18 protein-coding genes and 1 pseudogene are annotated in these 21,793 nt (G+C 70.0%); 15 read left to right on the forward strand and 4 right to left on the reverse strand.

The annotated features are described in order from the left end of the window. Positions 1 to 13: 13 nt before the first annotated feature. Positions 14 to 808, forward strand: a pseudogene (locus tag C5E07_RS19690) (EamA family transporter); the annotation flags it as partial. Between the two features lie 52 nt (positions 809 to 860). Here the strand turns inward: C5E07_RS19690 and C5E07_RS01605 are convergent. Further along, the gene (locus tag C5E07_RS01605) at positions 861 to 1,907 is read right to left on the reverse strand and encodes a zinc-binding dehydrogenase (protein ID WP_104298168.1); all 1,047 of its coding nucleotides are present in this window, start codon (positions 1,905 to 1,907) and stop codon (positions 861 to 863) included. A gap of 161 nt (positions 1,908 to 2,068) precedes the next feature. On the opposite strand from C5E07_RS01605, the gene C5E07_RS01610 reads away from it, so the two are divergent. From C5E07_RS01610 to C5E07_RS01640, 7 genes are all read left to right on the forward strand, one after another. After that, the gene (locus C5E07_RS01610) at positions 2,069 to 3,433 is read left to right on the forward strand and encodes an ABC transporter substrate-binding protein (RefSeq protein WP_104298169.1); all 1,365 of its coding nucleotides are present in this window, start codon (positions 2,069 to 2,071) and stop codon (positions 3,431 to 3,433) included. After that, complete coding sequence (locus tag C5E07_RS01615) at positions 3,430 to 4,401, forward strand: carbohydrate ABC transporter permease (RefSeq protein WP_258063741.1); 972 nt, start codon at positions 3,430 to 3,432, stop codon at positions 4,399 to 4,401. Before C5E07_RS01610 ends, C5E07_RS01615 begins: the two co-directional genes overlap by 4 nt. Beyond that, positions 4,394 to 5,341 (forward strand): carbohydrate ABC transporter permease, encoded by a 948-nt coding sequence (locus C5E07_RS01620; protein WP_258063562.1) that lies wholly within the window; start codon positions 4,394 to 4,396, stop codon positions 5,339 to 5,341. Before C5E07_RS01615 ends, C5E07_RS01620 begins: the two co-directional genes overlap by 8 nt. Beyond that, positions 5,338 to 6,273 carry an amidohydrolase gene (locus tag C5E07_RS01625; protein ID WP_104298170.1) on the forward strand — a complete coding sequence of 312 codons (936 nt, stop codon included), beginning with the start codon at positions 5,338 to 5,340 and terminating at the stop codon, positions 6,271 to 6,273. Before C5E07_RS01620 ends, C5E07_RS01625 begins: the two co-directional genes overlap by 4 nt. Next, a complete protein-coding gene (locus tag C5E07_RS01630; RefSeq protein ID WP_258063742.1) occupies positions 6,270 to 7,361 on the forward strand; it encodes an aldo/keto reductase in 1,092 nt (363 codons plus the stop codon). The genes C5E07_RS01625 and C5E07_RS01630 overlap by 4 nt, the downstream gene beginning before the upstream one ends. Then, positions 7,358 to 8,206, forward strand: coding sequence for a fumarylacetoacetate hydrolase family protein (locus C5E07_RS01635; protein WP_104298171.1), 849 nt, complete (start codon positions 7,358 to 7,360; stop codon positions 8,204 to 8,206). Before C5E07_RS01630 ends, C5E07_RS01635 begins: the two co-directional genes overlap by 4 nt. A gap of 154 nt (positions 8,207 to 8,360) precedes the next feature. Then, positions 8,361 to 9,197: an SDR family NAD(P)-dependent oxidoreductase gene (locus tag C5E07_RS01640; protein ID WP_104298172.1), complete on the forward strand. Its 837-nt coding sequence runs from the start codon at positions 8,361 to 8,363 to the stop codon at positions 9,195 to 9,197. Positions 9,198 to 9,264: 67 nt separating this feature from the next. Here C5E07_RS01640 and C5E07_RS01645 read toward each other — a convergent pair whose 3' ends face one another. Both C5E07_RS01645 and C5E07_RS01650 read right to left on the reverse strand, forming a co-directional pair. Then, a complete protein-coding gene (locus C5E07_RS01645; protein WP_104298173.1) occupies positions 9,265 to 9,798 on the reverse strand; it encodes a dihydrofolate reductase in 534 nt (177 codons plus the stop codon). Continuing rightward, positions 9,795 to 10,604 (reverse strand): thymidylate synthase, encoded by an 810-nt coding sequence (locus tag C5E07_RS01650; RefSeq protein WP_104298174.1) that lies wholly within the window; start codon positions 10,602 to 10,604, stop codon positions 9,795 to 9,797. Before C5E07_RS01650 ends, C5E07_RS01645 begins: the two co-directional genes overlap by 4 nt. Before the next feature lie 65 nt (positions 10,605 to 10,669). Here C5E07_RS01650 and C5E07_RS01655 point away from each other — a divergent pair, with 65 nt between their 5' ends. Both C5E07_RS01655 and C5E07_RS01660 read left to right on the forward strand, forming a co-directional pair. Continuing rightward, on the forward strand, positions 10,670 to 11,521 hold the full coding sequence (locus C5E07_RS01655) for a sugar nucleotide-binding protein (protein WP_104298175.1): 852 nt from the start codon (positions 10,670 to 10,672) through the stop codon (positions 11,519 to 11,521). Positions 11,522 to 12,324: 803 nt separating this feature from the next. Continuing rightward, positions 12,325 to 14,250, forward strand: a complete 1,926-nt coding sequence (locus C5E07_RS01660) for an amidohydrolase (protein WP_219820136.1) — start codon at positions 12,325 to 12,327, stop codon at positions 14,248 to 14,250. Between the two features lie 932 nt (positions 14,251 to 15,182). On the opposite strand, the gene C5E07_RS01670 is transcribed toward C5E07_RS01660, so the two are convergent. Continuing rightward, complete coding sequence (locus C5E07_RS01670) at positions 15,183 to 15,914, reverse strand: FadR/GntR family transcriptional regulator (protein WP_104244939.1); 732 nt, start codon at positions 15,912 to 15,914, stop codon at positions 15,183 to 15,185. Positions 15,915 to 16,035: 121 nt separating this feature from the next. On the opposite strand from C5E07_RS01670, the gene C5E07_RS01675 reads away from it, so the two are divergent. From C5E07_RS01675 to C5E07_RS01695, 5 genes are all read left to right on the forward strand, one after another. Then, the gene (locus C5E07_RS01675) at positions 16,036 to 17,181 is read left to right on the forward strand and encodes a mandelate racemase/muconate lactonizing enzyme family protein (protein ID WP_104244937.1); all 1,146 of its coding nucleotides are present in this window, start codon (positions 16,036 to 16,038) and stop codon (positions 17,179 to 17,181) included. A gap of 279 nt (positions 17,182 to 17,460) precedes the next feature. Then, positions 17,461 to 18,606 carry a Gfo/Idh/MocA family protein gene (locus C5E07_RS01680; RefSeq protein ID WP_219820135.1) on the forward strand — a complete coding sequence of 382 codons (1,146 nt, stop codon included), beginning with the start codon at positions 17,461 to 17,463 and terminating at the stop codon, positions 18,604 to 18,606. Positions 18,607 to 18,676: 70 nt separating this feature from the next. After that, positions 18,677 to 19,591 (forward strand): sugar phosphate isomerase/epimerase, encoded by a 915-nt coding sequence (locus tag C5E07_RS01685; protein ID WP_104298177.1) that lies wholly within the window; start codon positions 18,677 to 18,679, stop codon positions 19,589 to 19,591. 171 nt (positions 19,592 to 19,762) lie between these two features. Beyond that, positions 19,763 to 20,518 carry an SDR family NAD(P)-dependent oxidoreductase gene (locus C5E07_RS01690; RefSeq protein ID WP_104298178.1) on the forward strand — a complete coding sequence of 252 codons (756 nt, stop codon included), beginning with the start codon at positions 19,763 to 19,765 and terminating at the stop codon, positions 20,516 to 20,518. Then, positions 20,515 to 21,702, forward strand: coding sequence for an aldose 1-epimerase family protein (locus C5E07_RS01695; RefSeq protein WP_219820133.1), 1,188 nt, complete (start codon positions 20,515 to 20,517; stop codon positions 21,700 to 21,702). The genes C5E07_RS01690 and C5E07_RS01695 overlap by 4 nt, the downstream gene beginning before the upstream one ends. Positions 21,703 to 21,793 lie beyond the last annotated feature (91 nt).

Below are 21,793 nucleotides of genomic sequence, written 5' to 3' on the forward strand. Positions count from 1 at the left end.
TAAATGGCGCTGGATGCTCATCACCGCGATCGCACCGATCGCCTGGGGGAGCAACTACGCCGTGATCGGGGCGTTCCTGCCCGCCGACTCGCCGCTCTGGGGTGCCGTGCTGCGTGCGCTCCCAGCGGGGCTGGTCCTCCTGCTCATCGCCAGGAAGCTGCCGGAAGGGGCATGGTGGTGGCGCGCGCTGGTGCTCGGCACGATCAACATGAGCGCGTTCTTCGCGCTCGTGTACGTCGCCTCCCAGCTGCTGCCGTCGAGCATCGCCTCGATGATCATGGCGGTCTCGCCCATCGTGATGATGCTGTTCGCCGCGTCGATGCTCGGCGAACGGCTGCGAGCGCTCCCCGTCGCCGGCGCCGCGGTGGGGCTCCTCGGGGTCGTGCTCATGCTCGCGGCCGGATCGACCGCCATCGACTGGCGGGGTGTGCTCGCCTCCGTCGCGGCAATGGCGCTCGCCTCATTCGGCTTCGTGCTCGTCAAGCGGTGGGGGAGCGACGTCAGCCTCCTGCCCCTGACCGCCTGGCAGCTGGTGGGTGGCGGCCTCGTGCTGCTGCCCGTCGCGCTGCTTGTCGAAGGGCCCATCCCCAGCTACGACGGACCAGCCATCGCCGCGCTCGCGTACGTCGGACTCTTCTCGACGGCACTCGCCTACCTCGCCTGGTTCGGCGGGCTCAAGAACCTGCCGGCGGGCACGACGGGGCTCATCGGCCTCCTCAATCCCGTGACGGGGGTCGTGCTCGGAACGCTCCTGGCGGGCGAGGCGCTTGAGGGTCAGCAGGCCATCGGGATGGGGCTCGTGCTCCTCGGGATCCTGCTCGGCCAGCCGATCATCCCTCCGCTGGTCCGGCGCATCCGGTTCAGGTGGAGCAGTCGGAGCGCGAGAGCGACGGGGCGCGAACGTCGACGAGCACCTTCATGGCCCGGCCGCTCTCGAGCGTCGCGAAGGCGTTCGCCGTCTCGCCCAGGGGCACCGTCTCGGTGATGAGCGCGTCGGCGGGGATGACGTCGCGTGCGAGCAGCGACGCGGCCCGCTCGAAGTCCTCGCGCTCGTAGACTCGCGCCCCGACGATGGTGAGCTCGCGCCAGAACACGCGGTGCAGGTCGATGGGGCGCGGCTGCGGGTGGATGGCGACGATCACGAGCGTGCCCCGCACCTTCACGAAGCTCGTCGCGGTCAGCACTGCCGCCGCGGATCCGGAGACCTCGAACACCACGTCGGCGCCGGCCCCGCCGGTCCAGGTCTCGATGGCGTCGGCGGCGTCGGGGGAGGTGGGGTCCGCGACCTCGATGCCGAGCGCCTCTGCGGCAGCCCGACGCTGGGGGTCGAGTTCGAAGAGCCGGACCTCCGCTCCCGCCTCGCGCGCGACGGTGGCGATGAGCACCCCGATGGGGCCCCCTCCGATGATGAGGGCCTTGTCGCCCGCCGTGAGCCCAGAGCGCCGGACGTCATGGGCGGCGACGGCGACGGGCTCGACGAGCGCAGCGTGCGCGAGCGACATACCCTCGGGCAGTCTGACGAGGGTGGATGCCGGCACGTTCCAGTACTCCTGCAGCGCGCCCGTCGAGTCGATGCCGATGAAGTCGAGGTTCTGGCAGATGTGGCTGTGGCCCGCGAGGCAGGCGGGGCACGTGCCGTCCCAGGCGAGCGGCATGACGGTCACGGCATCGCCGTCGGCCCAGCCATCGACGCCGGGGCCGACGGCGGCGATCGTGCCGCTCATCTCGTGGCCGATGACGCCGCTGTGGGTGATGCGCTGATCCATCGCGCCGTGCAGGATGTGGAGGTCGGTGCCGCAGATCCCGACGTAGGCCACGGCGATCTGCACTTCTCCCTCGCCGGGTGGCACGCTCGTGCTCGTGCGGATCTCGATGGTCTTCTGGCCGACGTAATGTGCTGACAGCATCGTTGCTCTCCCGGTCGAGTCTTCAATAGGTGATACATAGTACCAATTGTTGGCAGCGCTACCAGAATCCCTTGCTCTAACGTCAGACGTATGATGTAATCGCATCAGCCCCGACCTGCGGGCAGCAGTCGTCAACGACGTCGACCAGAAAAGGACGCACAATGTTGCAAGATTCGTCCCAGAAGCGCCGCAGCAGGCGCATCGCCACCATCGCGGCAGCTGCTGCCTCAGCTCTCCTGCTCGCCGGATGCTCCGGGGGAGCCGGCGGCGAAGTCAACAGCGAGTACGGCTTCGCGACTGCAGAGCAGGTCGCCGACAGTCCCATCATGGTCTGGGTCGACGCGGCCCGCGAGCCGGCCATCGCCGCCTTCAAGGAAGCCAACCCCGACGTCCCGATCGAGTACGAGGTCTACGACGGCAACGCCGGCGGCAGCGGCACCTTCCAGACCCGCATCGCCCTCATGGACCAGGCCGGCGAGGGCTGGCCCGACGTGGTGTTCTCCACCCAGCAGAACGACGCCTCGTGGGCCTCGCAGCCCGCGCCGGGTGGCGGGCAGGGCTTCGCGGCTCCCCTCAACCAGGGCTTCTTCGACCAGGAGTTCCTCGACGGCTTCTCCGCAGGCGCCCTCGACCCCTCCACGATCGAGGACACCGTCTACGGGCTCCGCAACGACCTCGCGCAGGTCGTCACCTACTACAACCAGCCGCTCCTCGACCAGTTCGGCTACGAGGTGCCCACCACGTGGGAGGAGTACGGAGAGCTCGGCGACAAGCTCGCGGCAGAGCACCCCGGCTACATCCTCGGCAGCGTCGGCGACGCCTTCATGCCCTACGTCTACTACCAGGGCACGCAGTCACCCGTCTTCCAGACCGAAGGCGACACCTTCGTCGCCGACATGGAGGCCTCGAACTCCGTCGAGATCAGCAAGATCCTCGACAAGATGATCGCCAACGGCACGATCGTTCAGGACAGCGTCTTCAGCGCCGAGTTCACGTCCAAGTACGCCGACAAGGTCGTCGTCATGCCCGGGCCGGTCTGGTACACGGGCGCCGTCTTCCAGAGCGCCCTTCAGGTCCCGGAAGGTCAGCTCGGCGTGGCAGCTCCCCTCGCCTGGGAGGGCGAGGAGATCGCCACCGGCAACGTCGGCGGCGGCATCTGGTACGCCTCGAGCCACACGCAGAACCTCGAATCGGTCAAGACGTTCCTCGAGTTCGCGGTGAGCGCCCCCGAGTTCCAGGTCGAGCTCTCGAGCGGCTACCCCGCCTACTCCTCCGCCGCCGAAGGATGGCTCGGCAAGCTCGCCGAGACCAACTACTTCATCGACGGATTCGAGCAGCAGATGATCGACGCCGGCGGCAGCATCTGGAGCGGCTGGGCATCCGCACGCTTCAGCCCGGAGACCGCCTGGGCGACCACCGTCATGCCGGCGATCGCAGACGGCAAGACCATCGAGTCGGTCCTCCCGGACTGGCAGACCGAAGTGCTCAACGAAGCACAGGTGAACGGGTACACGGCCGCCGAATGACCTCCACCCAGGCTGCACCCGCGGTCGGCGCCGCTCTCCTGAGCGACGCCGACCCGGCGGGGCCGAAGAAACCACGCACGGCGAAGCGCAAGCGCGCCGCCAACCCACTCGCGAACGAGACCCGCTTCGGCTACGTCTTCATCAGCGGCTACGTCCTGCTCCTCCTCGCCTTCGGGATCATCCCGACCCTCTACGCGGTCTTCCTGTCGATCACCAAGGACGGCGTGTTCGTCGGAATCGACAACTTCGCGCGGGTCTTCGGCGACTACCGGTTCCTGCCCGCCGTCGGCCACGTCACGCTCTACATCGTGTTCTGGCTCGTCAGCCTCATCATCCTCGTGACGTTCCTGGCGATCATCGTGCACTCGATCCGCGCCAAGTGGCTGAGCGTGAGCATCCGCTTCCTCTACTACATCCCAGGAGCCATCGCAGGGGCGTCGAGCGTCATGCTCTGGCTGTTCCTGCTCGACCCGACCGTCAGCCCCGTCGCCGGACTGCTGCGCGCGATGGGCTACGACTCGCTCATCCGCACCGTCTCCATCGACAACCTGCCCATCGTCTTCACGGTCATCGCGTTCTGGACCGGCGCTGGCAGCTGGATCGTCATCATGTACGGCGCCCTCAACAACATCAGCAACGAGGTCATCGAGGCAGCCAGGGTCGACGGAGCCAACCCGCTCCAGGTCGCCCTCTACATCCAGCTGCCCATGATGACCAAGTGGATCTCCTACATGGGCATCATGTCGCTCGCCGCGGGAACGCAGCTCTTCGTCGAGCCGCGAGTGCTCTCGCAGGCCAGCCGCGGCGTCGTGCCAGAGGACTATTCGCTCAACCAGCTCGCGTACCTCTACGCGTTCAAGCAGGGCGACTTCTCCGGCTCGGCCGCCATCTCCATCACGCTGCTCGTCGTCGCCCTCGCGCTCTCGACGGTCTTCATCCTCAAGGGAAAGCTGTTCGAACGTGACTGACACCGTGCACACCAGGAACGTCGAGCACCAGGACACGGCGCATCCCGTCACCAAGGCGCTCGCCCGCAAGCTGACGCCGGGCGAGTGGATCATGCGCATCGTGCTCGGCGCCGTCATCGCCTCGTTCGTCGTGTTCTTCCTGCTGCCCATCGTGTGGCTGCTGCTCGCGGGCACCAAGGATGCGCGTTCGCTGCTGCTCGAGAACCCCATGTCGTTCGGCTCGTTCGAGCAGCTGGCCGCGAACTGGGAGCAGCTCTTCAGCTTCCAGAACGGCATCTTCCTCACGTGGATCGGCAACTCGGCCCTGTACTCGTTCGGCGCGCTCGTGATCACGCTCATCGTGAGCGTTCCCGCCGGCTACGCGCTCGCGCTCGGCAACTTCCCTGGCCGCAAGGCGCTGCTGCTCGTGACGCTCATCGTCATGCTCATCCCCAACACGGCACTGGTGCTGCCGATCTTCCTCGAGCTGAGCGCGGTGAAGCTCATCGGGTCGCCGCTCGCCGTGATCCTGCCCTTCTCGTTCTTCCCCTTCGGCGTGTACCTGACCTACATCTACTTCTCGACGGCCGTCTCGCGTGACCTGCTTGATGCGGCGCGCATCGACGGCGCGAGCGAGCTGCGGGTCTTCGCGCAGGTCGCGATGCCGCTCGCGGCGCCCGTCATCGCCCTGGTCGGGTTCTTCAGCTTCACGGGCAACTGGAACAACTACTTCCTGCCGTTCCTCATGGTCGGCGGCAAGAACGTGCCGGTGCAGGTCGGCCTCGCCAACCTGCTCTCGAACGTGCCCCAGTTCAACCCCACAACGGCCACGAGCATCGTCATCGAGCTGCCGACGCTGGCCCTCGCGACGCTGCTCTCGGTTGCGCCGATCGTCATCATCTTCCTGTTCTCGCAGCGCTTCCTCGTCTCCGGGATGACCGCGGGCGGCACGAAGGGATGAACGGCGAGACGCTCTCCGCAGTGGATGCGGGTCCCGGCGGCGGCGGACGCCGCGAGCTCGCGGCGCGCATCCCCGTCGACACGCACGTGCACCTCTGGGACCGCTCGCTCGTGCCGCAGACCTGGATCGACCCTGACTCGATGTCGGCCATCGACCGGGACTTCTCGGGCGACCACCTGTCGGAGCAGCTGCGCGAGGCGGGCATCTCGCGCGCCGTGGTCGTGCAGTCCGACCGCACCCTCATCGAGAACGACTACCTCTTCGACGAGGCTCAGCGCGCCCCGGAGCTCGCCGGAGTCGTGGGCTGGGTCGACCTGCGGGCCGGAGCTGCGGGCGTGCGCATCCAGCTGGACGTGCTCAGCGGGCACGCGGGCTCGTCGAAGCTGGTCGGCATCCGCCACCCCGTGCACATCGACGAGGACGAGCGCTGGCTCTCGCGCGACGACGTCGCCGACGGTCTCGCCGAGCTGGGCGCGCGGTCGCTCGCGTTCGACCTCGTGATCCGGCCGTGGCAGCTCGAGCAGGCGGCCCGGCTCGCCGCCCGAGTACCTGGCACGAGCTTCGTGCTCGACCACCTCGGCAAGCCGCCCCTGTCGACGGGGGAGCTCGACGCCTGGAACGCGGGCCTGCGGCAGCTCGCGGCGCTGCCGAACGTCGCCGCCAAGGTCTCCGGCCTCACGATCGAGGACGACTGGGGCGACTGGTCGCAGGAGGCGCTCGAGCGCGCGATCGACCCCGCGCTCGAGCTGTTCGGACCGTCCCGCCTCATGTTCGGCTCCGACTGGCCGCTCGTGCGCCTCACGCGTGGTGGCTACCGGGCCTGGATCGACGCGTATCGATCCGCCACGTCCGCCCTCAGCGCCGACGAGCAGCGGCAGATCGACGCCGGCACCGCCGAGCGTGTCTACGGAATGAGCGAGGTGGCGTCGTGAGCGCCGCCGACGGCTCTGCCGGGATCGGGGTCGGACCTCTGGAGTCCGCATCCGCCCCCGCCGACTCGCGAGCACGCAGCGGAGGCCTCGAACGGCGACGCCTCGGCGAGACCGACGTGCGCGTGAGCCGCATCGGCTTCGGCGCCGCCTCCCTCGGCAACCTCTACCGCGAGACGGGTGACGAGGAAGCGGCAGGAGCAGTCACGGCGGCGTGGGAAGCGGGCATCCGCTTCTTCGACACGGCACCGCACTACGGGCTCGGGCTCTCGGAGCGGCGCCTCGGCGCGGCCCTCGCGGCCTACCCGCGCGACGAGCTCGTCATCTCGACGAAGGTCGGCCGCCTGCTGGTGCCCAACCCGAATCCGACGGGCGTCGACGACGGATTCGTCGTGCCCGACGACCTCACACGTGCCTGGGACTTCAGCCGAGACGGCGTGCTCCAGAGCCTCGAGGGCAGCCTCGAACGGCTCGGCACCGACCGCGTCGACATCGTCTTCGTGCACGACCCCGACGCGTTCAGCGAGGGCGCCGCCCGCGAAGCGCTCGTGACGCTCCGCGAGCTGCGCGACGAAGGCGTCGTGGGTGCCATCGGCGTCGGCACCAACGAGACCCACCAGCTCGGCGAGCTCTTCGACGAGCGCCTCATCGACGTCGCCATGCTCGCCGGCCGCTACACGCTCCTCGAGCAGCCGGGCCTCGACGCCGTCCTCGAACCTGCCAGGCGCTCCGGCGCCTCCGTCATCGCGGTCGGCGTCTACAACTCGGGCCTTCTCTCGACCCCACGCCCAGGATCGGACGCCGTCTACAACTACCTGCCGGCCCCGCCGGAGGTGCTCGAGCGGGTGCACCGCATCGCCGAGCTCTGCGAGCGGCACGGCGTCACGCTCCCGGATGCGGCACTCGCGTTCCCTCTGCAGCACCCCGCCGTCGCCGGCATCGCCCTCGGCATGCGGAACGCGGCCCAGGTGCACGACAACCTCAGACGCGCATCCGTCGCCGTGCCGGACGAACTCTGGCGCGACCTCGCCGACCACAGGCTCATCGACCCGAGAAGCTTCACCACCGACCACCAGGAGGACCCCAAGTGAGATTCGTTCAGCGCCGTGACGGCAACCGAGTCGTGCCAGGCATCGTCGACGGCGACCACGTCTACGACCTCGCCGGCGTCGACCGGGTCGACGGCGCGCTCCTCGCCCGCTCCGACGACGAGCTCGGCGAACTCGAAGCGGCCGCCCTCGGCACCGTCGGCCGCGAGCTCGAGGGCCTCGATCTCGCGGCCCCCATCGCGCGCCCCGGGAAGATCGTCTGCATCGGCCTCAACTACCGCGACCACGCCGAAGAGACCGGCGCCGCCATCCCAGAGGAACCCGTCATCTTCATGAAGGACCCGTCGACGATCGTCGGCCCCTTCGACGCCGTGCGCATCCCCCGCACCTCCGTCAAGACCGACTGGGAAGTGGAGCTCGGCATCGTCATCGCTCGTGAAGCCCGCTACCTCGCCTCGCCGGACGCCGCCGCCGCCGTCATCGGCGGCTACGTGCTCTCCCACGACGTCAGCGAGCGCGAGTTCCAGCTCGAACACGGCGGCCAGTGGGACAAGGGCAAGAGCTGCGAGACCTTCAACCCCCTCGGCCCGTGGGTCGCGACGCCGGACGAGATCGCCGACGTGCAGGCCCTCGGCCTCCGCCTCAGCGTCAACGGCGTCCCGCGGCAGAACGGCACGACCGCCGACCAGGTCTTCGACGTCAACCACGTCGTCTGGTACCTCAGCCAGTTCATGGTGCTGCAGCCGGGCGACCTCATCAACACGGGCACTCCCGCCGGTGTCGCCCTCGGCATCGAGGGCAACCCCTACCTGCGCGACGGTGACGTCGTCGAGCTGTCCATCGACGGCCTCGGCACCGCCCGCCAGCGCTTCGAGGACGCCTCGTGATCGCGTCCGCGTCCGCGTCGGCGTCGGCGTCGGCGTCGGCGTGCGCGTCCGCGGTCCCCGGCGCTGTCGCCACCAGCCGTCTGCGGATGGGTTTCGCGCTTCGGGATGGCTTGCACGCCATCCCGAAGCGCGGAAGCCATCCGCAAACAGCGGGATGCTCGGGGGCAGCGGCGTGAGCGGCGGCGGCACGAGCCCCAGCACCGGCGACAGCAGGAGCAGCGGCGGGACCGACCGCGACGGAGAGTTCGGCGGGAGGGTCGCGATCGTCACGGGCGGCGCATCCGGGATCGGTGCCGCCGTCGCGGAGGAGCTGCTGGCTCGCGGCGCGCAGCTCGCCGTGTTCGACCTCGACGGGGCCTCGGTTGCAGGGCCGGCACTCGGCGTGAGCGTCGATGTGTCCGACCGGGCCTCGGTGGATGCCGGGGTCGCGGCCGTGCTCGACCGCTTCGGGCGGCTCGACGTCGTCGTGAACTGCGCGGGCATCGGCGCCTTCGGCACGGTCGAGGACTCGAGCGACGACGACTGGGCGCGCGTGCTCGACGTCAACGTGCGGGGCGTCGCCCGCGTGTGCGCGGCAGCGATGCCGGCCTTGCGCGAGTCGGACGCGGCGGCCATCGTGAACCTCACCTCGATCGCCGCGACGACGGGAATCCAGCAGCGCGCGCTGTACTCGGCGACGAAGGGCGCCGTGCACGCGCTGACGCTCGCGATGGCGGCCGACCACGTGCACGACGGCATCCGCGTCAACGCCGTCTCGCCGGGCACGACCGACACGCCCTGGGTGCAGCGGATGGTCGCGAACGTCGCCGATCCGGAAGCGGAACGCGCCGCCATGAACGCCCGCCAGCCGACGGGCAGGCTCGTCACGCCGGCCGAGGTGGCAGGGGCGGTCGCGTACCTCGCGTCGCCGCTCTCCGCGTCGACGACGGGCAGCGTCCTGTCGGTCGACGGGGGCTTCGGCGGGCTCCGAGTGAGACCCGTGCAGGCGTAGGCCCGTGTCCAGTCTGCGCTGACTGCCCGAGGCCCGACGCCGTCGTTGCGAGCCCGGCGCCTCTGGCCTAGCGAGACAGGCTGACGAACCTGTACCGGATGCCGGTGCGCGAGGTGAGCCAGCCCTCCGACGGCTCACGGGCTTCCGCCGACCACTCCTCGCCAGACCAGTCAGGGGCGTGCGCGTCGCCAGGGACGTCGAGGTCGATCTCAGTCACCTCGAGGCGGTCGGCGCGCGCGATGGCCTCCCGGTAGAGCTCCCCTCCGCCCATGACCCACACGTCGGCGTCGGCGTTTGCATTGGCGTCGGCGTTTGCATTCGTGCCCGTGCCCACGAGGGCGAGCGCCTCCTCGAGCGACCCGGCGCGCTCGGCCCCCTCTGCGGCCCAGCCGGCCTGCCGCGTCACGACGATATTCCGACGCCCCGGCAGGGGACGGAAGCGTTCCGGGAGCGAGTCCCAGGTCTTGCGGCCCATGATCACGGGATGCTTGAGCGTGACGGCCTTGAAGTGCGCCAGGTCCTCGGGCACGTGCCAGGGGATGCCGCCCTCGGCCCCGATCACGCCGCCGCGCGCCTGCGCCCAGACGAGCCCGACGCTCATACCGCGATCGCCGCGCGGATCGTGGGGTGGTGCTCGTAGTTCGCGACCTCGAAGTCCTCGAACTCGTAGTCGAAGATCGTGTCGGGGGTGCGGTGGATGCGCAGCTGCGGGTACGGGTACGGGTCCCGCGTCAGCTGCTCCCGCACCTGCTCCTCGTGGTTGTCGTAGATGTGCACGTCGCCGCCCGTCCACACGAACTCACCGGGCTCGAGCCCCGTCTGCTGCGCCACCATGAGCGTCAGCATGGCGTAGGAGGCGATGTTGAACGGCACGCCGAGGAACAGGTCGGCGCTGCGCTGGTACAGCTGGCAGGAGAGCTTGCCGTCGGCGACGTAGAACTGGAACAGGGCGTGGCACGGGGGCAGCGCCATGGTGGAGATCTCGGCCGGGTTCCAGGCCGTGACGATGTGGCGGCGGGAGTCGGGGTTGTCGCGGATCTGTGCCACGACCTGCTCGATCTGGTCGATGTGGCCGCCCTCGGGGGTCGGCCAGGAGCGCCACTGCACGCCGTACACGGGGCCGAGGTCGCCGTTCTCGTCGGCCCACTCGTCCCAGATCTTCACGCCGCGCTCCTGCAGCCAGCGCACGTTCGAGTCTCCGCGGAGGAACCACAGCAGCTCGTACGCGATGGACTTGAAGTGCACGCGCTTCGTCGTGATGAGCGGGAAGCTCTCCGACAGGTCGAACCGAAGCTGGCGGCCGAACACGCTGCGCGTCCCCGTGCCGGTGCGGTCGGACTTGCGGGCGCCGGTCTCGAGCACGTCGCGCAGCAGGTCTTCGTACGGGGTCTTGATCTCCGAAGTCACGTCCCGAGGATACGCCTCGGCGCCCTCTAGGGCATCTCGCGGGAGGCGACACCTACGCTCGTGGCATGAGCACCCCCGCAGCCTCCCCGTCCGCGCCCGAACGTCTGCTGATCGCCGGCTTCGGCAAGCTCGGCGCGCGACTGGGGGAGCGGTACGCGGCCCGCGGCACCGAGGTGCTCGGCGTGCGGCGCGGCGAGCGCACGGCGGGCGAGGGCATCGAGCTCATCCGCGCCGACCTGACCGACTCGGGCGCCGCGCCCCTCAGCATGCCCGGCGTCGACGCGCTGGTCATCACGCTCCCGCCGCCCTCTGTGGACGGCGTCGTCGCGCCCGACGGCTACCGGCGCTCCCTCGAGACGCTCGCGGCGAGCCTGCCGAGCATCCCGGAGCGGGTCGTGTTCGTGTCATCGACGCGTGTGTTCGAAGGCAGGGGCGACGGCTCCTCGATCAGCGAGACGGACGCGCCGGCACCGACCTCGGACCGGGGCCGCGCGCTCGTCGACGGCGAGCGACGCGCGGTCGAGCTATTCGGCGCCACCGTCGTGCGGCCATCGGGAATCTACGGCCCGGGGCGGGACAGCCTCATCCGGCGTGTGCTCGCTGGCGACCCCATCCAGTACGCCCGCCGGACGAATCGGGTGCACGAGACCGACCTCGTGCGCGCCATCGAGGCGCTGCTCGAGCGGGCAGACGCGCCCCAACTGCTGCACGCGACCGACGCCAGCCCGGCTTCCCTCGGCGAGGTCGCGACCTTCGTGGCGGGCGAGCTGGGCGTGGATGCGCCCCCGCGCATCCACCCGGAAGAAGCGGGCGGCACCCTGCTGAGCGGCGAGCGGATGCACGCATTCCTCGGTGCCCTCGACTACCCCGGCTACCGTGACGGCTACGCCGAGATGGTGCGCCTGCGCGCGGCTTGACCCCGTCCGCCGCCGCCCTCCCGCTGCGCCTGCCCGTCTTCGCCCGGCCTTCGCGCGTCCCTCCCCGCTCCGCCCGCCCCTCCCCGCCGCGCAGGGCTGAGTTGTGGTCGTTCTCACGCGTTGTTGACGACCACAAGTCCGCTTTGGGCGTGCGCGCGCCCCGCCCACCTTGCCCGTCGGCGTTCTCCCGCTGTGCCTGCCCCTCCCGCTGCGCCTCGCCCTTTTTGCCCGGCCTTTGCGCGTGCCTCCCCGTTCCGCGTGCCCTTCCGCTGCTTCCTGGTTATGCACGTCCCTCCCCGTTCCGCGCAGGGTTGAGTTGTGGTTGTTCTGGCGCGTTCTTGACGACCACAAGTCCGCTTTGGACGTGCGCGCGGCCCGCCGCCGCATCCGCCGCAGTTCTCCCGCTGCGCCACGACTTCGCGTGCCCCTCCCGGTCCGCCCGCCCTGCGCGGGCCCCCTTCTGCTCAGGCCTCGTGTGCTTCCCCCGCTTGCCCAGAGTTGAGTTGTGGTTGTTCTGGCGCGTTCTTGACGACCACAAGTCCGCTTTGGACGTGCGTGCCGAGCTTGGCGGGCACGCCGGATGCCCGGGCGCGGGTTGGGGGGATGGCGGGGTGCGGGGTGATTGGTGCGCACAGCTTGGTGCGGACGGGGCGGTCGCCAGCGCGAGTTCGAGAGAAGCGACGCGCGCGGCAGCGATGCCGGTGCGCGGCATACTGGTGGCGTCGCCGCGAGGCGCCTGCTCCGCCCCGAGCTCCACCCCGCACTCGTCGCCCGTCACCAAGGGCGACGCCCGAAGGAGTCGCATGCCCGAGCCAGAAGCCCCCGACGAGACCGCGGGTGTGCCCTCACCCGCGTCCAGCTCACCATCGGTGCTCGACTCCGGGCAGTCCGTTCCGGGACAGCCCGTTCCCGTGCAGCCTGTTCCGGAGCAGCAGGTTCTCGGGCACCCCGTTCTAGGACAGCACGTTCCCGCGTTGCCCGACTCCGCGCAGCCCGTTCCCGCGTTCGCTGACGCTGACGCGTTCATCCTCACCGCCGGCACCATCGTGACGATGGATGCGCAGCTGCCGCGTGCATCCGCCGTCGCGGTCGCCGGCGCGAAGATCGTCGCCGTCGGCACGCTCGCCGAGTGCGCGGAGGTTCTGCCGGGGGCCCCGGTGCTCGATAGCGGCGCGCCCGTGCTCATGCCCGGCTTCATCGACCCGCACAGCCACCCGTTCCTGAGCGGACTCGCCACGCAGCTGCCTGCGCTGTCGATCGCGCCGTGGAAGGCGCCGCGCTGGAGCGACGTGCTCAGCATCTTCTCGCAGGCGATGGCGGAGAACGACGCGGGTCTTCCCCTGCTCTTCAACGGCTTCGATGCGCTCCTGCACGGTCGCCCGGCCCCGACGGCCGCCGACCTCGATGAGATCTTCGGCGACCGGATCGCTGTGGTCGTCGACAACTCCGGGCATGCCTGTTCGTTCACGTCGGCGCTCATCCGCAGTCGCGGCTGGGACGCGCATCCGCCCGCCGACCCGATCGGGGGATCCTTCGCGCGCGACGCCGACGGCGCCCTCACCGGCATCTCATACGAGATCCCCGCCAACACGGCCGTGCTCGGACCCGTCATGCAGCAGCTCGGCGGCAACCCTCTCGGCAGCGCAGCCGAGTACTACGCCCTCATGGCGCGCGCCGGCATCACCTCGACGTCCGACATGACGTTCTCCGCCGACCTCGCCCCCGCCTACGAGGCGCTCGCCGTCATGCCGTCTTCGCCGCTGCGTGTGAGCCTGTGGGAGGTGTCGACCGCCGCAGATCCGGGGGCTTCCGCAACGTTCGCCGCGGGGGAGGAGCGTCTCGTCAAGCAGGGCGTGAAGCTCTGGACCGATGGGTCCCCGTGGATCGGCAACGTCGCCACCTCGTTCCCGTACGTCGCGAGCGAGGCGACCGAGCGAGCGGGCATCGACCCCGCGACGGCGGGTGGCGCATCCGCCATGAACTACTCGCGAGCACAGGTGGATGCGATCCTCGACCGCTGCGCGCCGCTCGGCTGGCAGATGTCGTTCCACGCGAACGGCGACCTGGCCATCGACTTCGCTCTCGACGCCTACGAGCGCGCGCTCGCCGAGCACGGTCTGCTCGGCACCGACCACCGCTGGCGCATCGAGCACGCGGGGGCTGGGCGCCGCGAGCAGTTCGAGCGGGCCGCGCGCCTCGGCGTCCACGTCTCGCTCGCGCCGTTCCAGTACTACTTCTGGGGCGACCTCCTCGACGGGCACATGTTCGCGCCCGAGCACGGCGCGCGCTGGCAGGCGTTCGCCGAGGCGGTCGAGGCGGGGGTCGTGGTGTCGCTGCACAACGACGGCTCCGTGTCCCCGCCGGCCCCCATCCTGAACGTGCAGACGGCCGCGACCCGGCGCACGAGCAGCGGGCGCATCCACGCCCCGCAGCAGGCGATCTCGGTGGATGCGGCGCTCAAGTCCCACACGATCGACGCGGCCCGCACCCTCCACCGGGAGCATCTCGTCGGATCGATCGCGGTGGGCAAGCTCGCCGACTTCGTGGAGCTGAGCGCCGACCCGTACGAGGTGACGCCCCGCTACCTCTCGGAGCGCGTGCAGGTCCTCGGAACGTGGGTGGATGGGGCGCGCGTCGACCTGCTGGAGTTCCTCGCCGCGGCGCACGCCAGCGACCCCGCGCCGCACGTCCACCACGCGGCACGCGGCCACACGGGGCACGGCTGCTGAGTCGCGCGGGCCAGGCCGGGCCGGGCGGGCAGGGTCAGTCCGGGCCGGGCCGGGCCGGGCCTGGCGGGCAGGGTCTCGCGTGCGGGGCCTGGCGGGGCCGGTCCTGGCGGGCCGGGTCTCGCGTGCGGATTCTCGCGGGCTGGGCCGGGCCGCGCGCGGTTGCGTGCCGAGTCTTGCGCGCCGGGCCGCGCGCGCCGGCCCGCCAGAGTTGTGGCCTGGTGCGGTTGGGGCCGGGGTAAGCGGCATCTCCCCACAACTCTCTGCGGGAGGGGCGTCGGCGTGGCGGCCGGGGTTCGTCCGCGTGCGTATCCGCGTCCGCGGAGTTGTGGTTTGGTGCGTTTGGGGGCGGAGTGGGGAGCACTTGGCCACAACTCTCCGAGCGTCCTGGGTCCTGGTGTGAGTGGACAGGTTCCGCTGGCCGCTGGCCGCTGGCTGCTGGCTGCTCGCCCTTCGCCGTTGGGGCTCGGGCTCAGAGGTCGGTGGACCCGACCCGACTCGGCGCCCACAGAGTTGTCGCTTGGTGCGGTTGGGGGCGGGATGGGCAGCGCTTGCCCACAACTCTTTGATCGCTCGCGCTCTTTGGAACCGCGTCCGCTCCCACAGCGTTGTGGCTTGGTGCGGTTGGGGTCGGGGGTAGCGGCATCTCCCCACAACTCTCTGCGGGAGGGGCGTCGGCGTGGCGTCGTGGGTGCGTCCGCGTCCGCGTCCCCGTTCGCGTTCGCGGAGTTGTGGCTTGGTGCGGTCGGGGCGGCGTGGGGAGCACTTGGCCACAACTCCGGGGCGCGCTGCCGCTGCCGCTGCTGCTGCAGTGGAGCCCGAGCCCGAGCCCGAGCCAGAGCCAGAGCCCGCCGCAGAGCCCGAGCCCGAGCCAGAGCCCGCCGCAGAGCCCGAGCCCGAGCCCGCGCCCGCGCGAGCCCCAGGCGCCGGCCGCGCTAGTCGCGGATGCGGCGCCGCTCCCACGCGAGCGCGATGTGCTCGCGCATCTCTCTGGCGGCCGCCTCGCTGTCGCCGGCTTCGATGGCGGCGTAGACGCGCTCGTGCTCTTCGAGGGTGAGGCGCACGGCGTCGGCACCCGGAGCGCCGTAGTAGCGGCTGCTCTCGCCGGCGCGCTTCGACAGGCTGCGGGCGATGCCCGAGGCGAGGCGGTCGCCGGCGGTGTCCATGACGGAGAAGTGGAAGGCGACATCCGCGGCGGCGAACGCGTCGCGCTCGTCGGCGGTGGCGTGCATGGTCTCGAGGTGGTCGTGGATGACGCGCAGCTCGTCGTCGCTCCGGCTCGTGGCGGCGGCCGCGGCGATGCTCGACTCGAGCTGCCCGCGCACGACGGCGAGCTCGTCGAGGATGCCGAGCGTCTCGTCGTTCTCGATCATGGTGCCGAGCACGACCTTGTCGAGGATGTTCCACTCGGACTGCGGGGCGATCTGCGTTCCGCGTCCTTGCACGACGGAGACCATCCCCTTCTCCTCGAGGCGCTTCATGGACTCGCGGATGACGGTGCGGCTGACGCCGAAGTTCTCGCACAGCTCGGTCTCGGTGGGGAGGAGGTCGCCTGGTGCGACTTCTCCGGTGACGATGGCGGAGACGAGGTCGTGCACGACCTGCACGCCGAGCCTCGCGGCGGGCGTGCGGTGGGTGCCGAGCCGGGGCGTCGTGGTGCTGGACATGCGGTGATTGTAGTCACGAAGTGGCCCGCGAATCCGCGCACACGAGCAAAAGCCAGAAAAACGTATGACGAATAAATCATGTGATGTATGCTGAATCTCCCATCTGAAGATCAAGGACGATATGAAGATCACCGGCTTCCGCTTGCTCACCACCCGGCACGACTGGGGGCGGTCGATCGGCGACGTCAACGGCCACATCCGCGCCGCAGTCACCGACGTCCCGATCGTGATCCTCGAGACCGACGAGGGGGTCGAGGGGGTTGGCATCGGCTCGCACGCCGACGTCGCCAGGCTCTTCCCGGCGCTCGAGGGGGAAGACCCCCGAGGGGTCTCGGCGCTCTTCGACCGGATGCTCGCGCAGGTCTTCAAGTCCGGTCACGCGGGTGCCACCTACGGCGGGGTCGCGACGCTCGATGCCGCGCTCTGGGACCTCAAGGCGAAGCTCGCCGGCGAGCCCCTCTGGCGCCTGCTCGGCGGACGCGACAGGTTCGTGCCCGGGTATGCATCCGGCCTCGACATCGCACTCGACGACGGCGAGCTCGTCTCCTTCTATGAGGACTTCGCCGAGCGCGGCTACGTCGCCGGCAAGCTCAAGGGCGGCGTCGACCCGGTCGCCGATCTGCGTCGGCTGCGGCTCCTGCGCGGCGTGCTCGCTCGCAACACCCCGAGTCCGGGCCTCATGCTCGATGCCAATGAGTCGTGGCAGGTGAAGCAGGCGGTGAGGTACGTCTCCGCGATCGAGAGCGAGATCGACCTCCTGTGGGTCGAGGAGCCGCTGCGGCGCTGGGATGCGCTCGGTCACGCGCGCCTGTCGGCGGCGGTGCGCGCGGCGGTCGCGACGGGGGAGAACCTGACGGGCGTCGACCAGTTCCGTCCGCTCTTCGACGCGGGGGCGCCCGACATCGTGCAGGCTGGCGCCATCTGGGGGGTCACGCACGTGCTCCGCCTCGCCTACGCGGCGGATGCCAGGAACCTCCCCGTGAGCCCGGTGGGCTACAACACGAATCCGGCCGTCGCCGCCGCCATGACCGCGGTGCCGAATCACCTGACGACCGAGGTGCAGGCCCTGCACTGGGCTCACGGCATGAGCGTCGATCAGGAGTTCGCCGACGGTGGCATCGTGCTCGGGGACCAGGTTGGGTCCGGCATCAGCATCGACGAGTCTGCGATCGTGGATGCGGGGCGCGGCTGGGCGGACCCGGCCGGCCCGCACATGCGCCCGTCTCGTGCTGGGCTGCGGGTCGTGCTCGATGGCGTCGAGCGCTGAGCTGGCGCCTGGTGGGCGGCGGGCGCTGCGGTTGGCGCGCGAGAGTTGTGGGCAGGTGTCGCTGGCGGCCAGGACGAGCGCGTCGGGCCACAACTCGGCGCGGTGGGGGCGCCTTTGGGGTGCGATCACGTCGGCGGGCGAAGAACCTGCCGTGAGGACTTGCGGCGGGGTCCTCGCATCGGTACATTAGGTGCAATGGCAGCGCTACCAGTAGCGCTCACATAGACCGGTTTCCCATCCGGTTCGCACACGCTCACGCAACGGCGCGAAGGAGTCGCAGTGTCCACGAGTTCCCTTGAAACGCAGGCCGGAGAGGCCGAGGCCGGCAGCGCCGCCCTCCTGCCGGACGGCCCCGTGCGGGCCCGCTCCGCCAAGATCGGCGCCATCGGCGCTGGCGCCATCATGGCAGACCAGCACCTCGCGGCCTACAGCGAAGCCGGTTTCCCCGTCGTCGCGATCGCCTCCAGAACCAAGGCCAACGCCCAGCGCGTCGCCGAGCGGTGGGGAATCCCGACCGTGCACGACACCCCAGAGCAGCTCATCGAGGACCCCGAGGTCGAGATCGTCGACATCGCGTACCCGCCCGACCTGCAGCCCGCGCTCATCCGCAAGGCCCTCGCGCAGCCGCATGTCAAGGCGGTGCTGGCCCAGAAGCCCCTCGCCCTCACGCTCGACGAGGCCATCGCGCTCCGCGACGAGGCCCAGGCTGCCGGGAAGATCCTCTCCGTCAACCAGAACATGCGCTACGACCAGTCGATCCGCGTGCTCAAGCAGCTCCTCGAGCGCGGCGAGCTCGGCGAGCCCGTCTTCGTCGAGATCGACATGAAGGCCGTGCCCCACTGGCAGGGCTTCCTCGAGGGCTACGACCGCCTCACGCTCGCCAATATGAGCGTGCACCACCTCGACGTCCTCCGCTTCCTCTTCGGCGACCCCGACGAGATCATGACCGTCACCCGCTCCGACCCGCGCACCCAGTTCCCGCACACCGACGGCATCGTCGTCTCCACCCTGCGCTTCCCCGGCGGGCTCCTTGCCCTCTCGACGGAAGACGTGTGGGGCGGCCCGCGCGAAGAGGGGTTCGACGACGACTTCTCCATCACCTGGCGAGTGGAGGGGACGCGCGGCGTCGCGAAGGGCACGATCGGCTGGCCGAGCGGCACGCCGTCGACCATCACGTACGCCTCGGCAGCCCGCGCCGACGGGGGGCCGTCGACCGACGGCAAGTGGGTGACGCCCACCTGGGACACGCACTGGTTCCCGCACGCGTTCATCGGCGTCATGGAGCAGCTCCAGCACGCCGTCGAGACCGGCAGCGAGCCCGCCCTCACCGTCGCAGACAACGTCAAGACCGTCGCCCTCATCGAGGCCGGCTACCGCTCCATCGCCGAACGGCGCCCCGTGCGCCTCGACGAGTTCCCCCTCTGACCTCGACCCCCGCATCCACTCACCACCCCTCAACGGGCCAACGGCCCCAAGCGAAGGAGCAAAGAAGCTCATGATCCAAGTCGGCATCTTCAGCGGATACTTCCCCTACGACCTCAAGACCACCGCCCAGAAGGCGCGCGAGCTCGGCTTCAACACCGTCCAGCTCGACCTGCACTTCAAGGACCTCGACCTCACGGCGGGCCAGATCACGAAGGAGAAGGCGAAGCTCGTCGCCGACACCTTCCGCGACAACAACCTCCCCATCTCGGCGATCTCGGGATACACGAACATCGTGCACCCGGACCCGGATCATCGCCGCGCGAACGTCGACTACCTGAAGGAGATCATCCGCAACGCGCGCTCCTTCGGAACGCCGTACGTCATCAGCGAGTCGGGCACCTTCAACCCCGACAGCGAGTGGGACAGCGACCCGCACAACAAGACCGAGGACGCCTACGAGCAGGTGCGCGACGTGCTCGCCGAGCTCGCCCAGGAAGCGTACGACCACGGCTCGATCTTCCTGCTCGAGACGTACGTCAACAACGTCATCGGCTCGGTCCGCGAGACGGTGCGCGTGTTCAACGACATCCGCTCGCCCGGCATCGAGCTGCTCATGGACCCGACCAACTACTTCGACGCGTCGAATATCGACGACCAGGCCGGCGTGCTCAACGAGGTCTTCGACACGCTCGCCGACAAGGTGCGCGTCGCCCATGCCAAGGACGTCAAGCGGGCGGGCGACGACAAGAGCGAGAAGCACGCCGACATCGGCGACGACGACGCGCTCGCGTCGCACACCTTCCGCGGCGTCGGCGAGATCGAGCTGCCGGCCGCGGGCCTCGGCTCGCTGGACTACGAGCTGTATCTGCAGCGACTCGCGGAGCGCAGCCCGAATGCGCCGCTCATCATCGAGCACCTCGACGAGTCGGACATCCCGCGCGCGAAGAAGTTCATCGACGACATCCTGCGCAAGTACTCGATCTAGCCGGCGCTCGCGCCCAACGGGGCGCGGCGCGCAGCGGCCAGCTTCCGTGATGACTCGAGCCGGATCGCCCGAAGAGGGTGGCGTCCGGCCGAGTTGTCACGGAGATTGGACGGGGCGGGCAGCGGTGCACGCAGGGTCAGCAGACAACAACGGGCTTCGGCCGGAGGAACCATGACGGAAACAGGTGAGAAGCCGGTCGCGATCGTGACCGGTGCTGGCGGATCGCTCGGACGGGCCACCGCCCTGCGACTCGGGCGCGACGGCTACGCCGTCGCCGTGCTCGGGCGAGGCGGCGCGACGCTGGCGGAGACGGCGGACGAGCTGCGGGCTGCGGGCATCCCCACCTACGTGCTCGAGGTCGACCTGCGCGACGCCGCCGCCATCAAGGCGGCCGTGCGCGAGGCGGAAACCGAGTTCGGGCCAGTGCACGCGCTCATCAACAACGCCGCGATCTACCCGCCGACGCCGTTCTTCGACATCACGGTGGAGGAGTTCGACGACGTCGTCGCGGTGAACCAGCGCGGCTACTTCGTTGCGGCGCAGGCGGCGGCCGAGCTGATGCGCGAGCGCGGCACCGGCGCGATCGTCAACATCGGCTCCATCACGTGGAGCGGCGGATGGGACAAGCTCGCGAGCTACGTCACGACGAAGGGCGCCGCCGTCGCAATGACGCGGGCCCTCGCCCGTGAGCTCGGCGAGTTCGGGATCCGCGTGAACCTCCTCTCTCCGGGGGCCTTCCCGACGAAGGCCGAGGAGATCCACGAGAATCCCGAGCAGTACACGCAGTTCGTGCTCGACCACCAGTCGCTGAAGCGGCGCGGTGACCCTGACGAGGTCGCGAGCGTCATCTCCTTCCTGGTGGGCAACGACTCGAGCTTCGTGACCGGGCAGACGATCAACGTCGATGGCGGATGGGTGATGATGTGAGCGAGCAGCAGACTTCAGGGGCGGCGGCACGGACCGGGGCGGCGGGCGCCGGTGGCACGGACGGGGTCGACGTCTTCGGCGCCGAGCTGTCGATGGCCGATCTCCGGAGGCGCACGGGCGACCTCTCCGCCGTGGCGGGCATCCGCCAGGTGGTGCTCGACAACGGCGTGGAGCGCGGCGTGCGGGCGATCGACCTGCGCACCTCCGCTGGCCTCGAGCTCGAGGTGCTCGTCGACCGGGCGTTCGACCTCGGCTCGATGCGCTTCCGCGGTGCCCCCATCGGGTGGCGCAGTGGCAACGGGTTCCGGCATCCCGGCCTGCACGAGCACAACGACGAGGGCGGACTCTCCTGGCTGCGTGCGCTCGATGGGCTGCTCGTCTCCGGTGGGCTCGACCACACGCTCTTCGGCGGCGAGGTGGATGCGACCCGCTACAACTACCCGCCGAAGCAGACCGTCACGCACGGGCTGCACGGGCGGCTGACCGCGATTCCGGCGCGGCTGCTCGAGGCGCGTGAGCTCGAGCGCGACGGTCGAGTGGTGCTGCGGGTCGTCGGCGAGGTGATCCAGGCGACGGCGTTCGGTGAGCATCTGCGCCTGACGCGCACGATCGAGCTCGACTTCGACGGTCGCGAGGTGCGCTTCGACGATGTCGTCGACAACCTCGGGTTCGACCCGACGCCCCACATGTTCCTGTACCACATCAACGTCGGCTGGCCCTTCCTGGACGAGGGTGCGAGGTTCGTCGCACCCATCACGAAGCACCTCTGGCAGTCGGACTCGGTGGCCGAGCAGGGCGCGAGCTACCGGGTCATGCCCGCTCCGATCGACGGGTTCGTGGAGCAGGTCACCGAGCATGAGCTCGTGGCCGGCGACGACGGCAGGCACCGCGTCGCGCTCATCACGGCCGGTGGCGAGCGGGGGATCGAGCTGAGCTGGGAGGCTGCGGGCATGCCCCACTTCTTCGAGTGGCAGAACCTGCGCAGCGGCCAGTACGGCATCGGGCTCGAGCCGAGCACGCACCACGTGTCCGGGGATGCGGCTTCGCGCCAGGATGGCACGGCCCTGTTCCTCGAGCACGGGGAGTCGCGCAGCTACTCGACGACGATCCGCGTGCTCGACGGTGTCGCGGAGACGAGCGCGGCCGAGGCCGCTATTCGCGCTATCGGCGATCAGCCGGAATGAACCTTCATGCCCGGGGCTGACGACGAGGTTGGATCCGGGCGTCCTACACTTGACATGTTAGCGCTGCCAGCGGCGCATCCACCGAAACGAG

It is taken from the genome of Pseudoclavibacter sp. RFBJ3 (genome assembly GCF_002931375.1).
Lineage (GTDB): Bacteria > Actinomycetota > Actinomycetes > Actinomycetales > Microbacteriaceae > Pseudoclavibacter.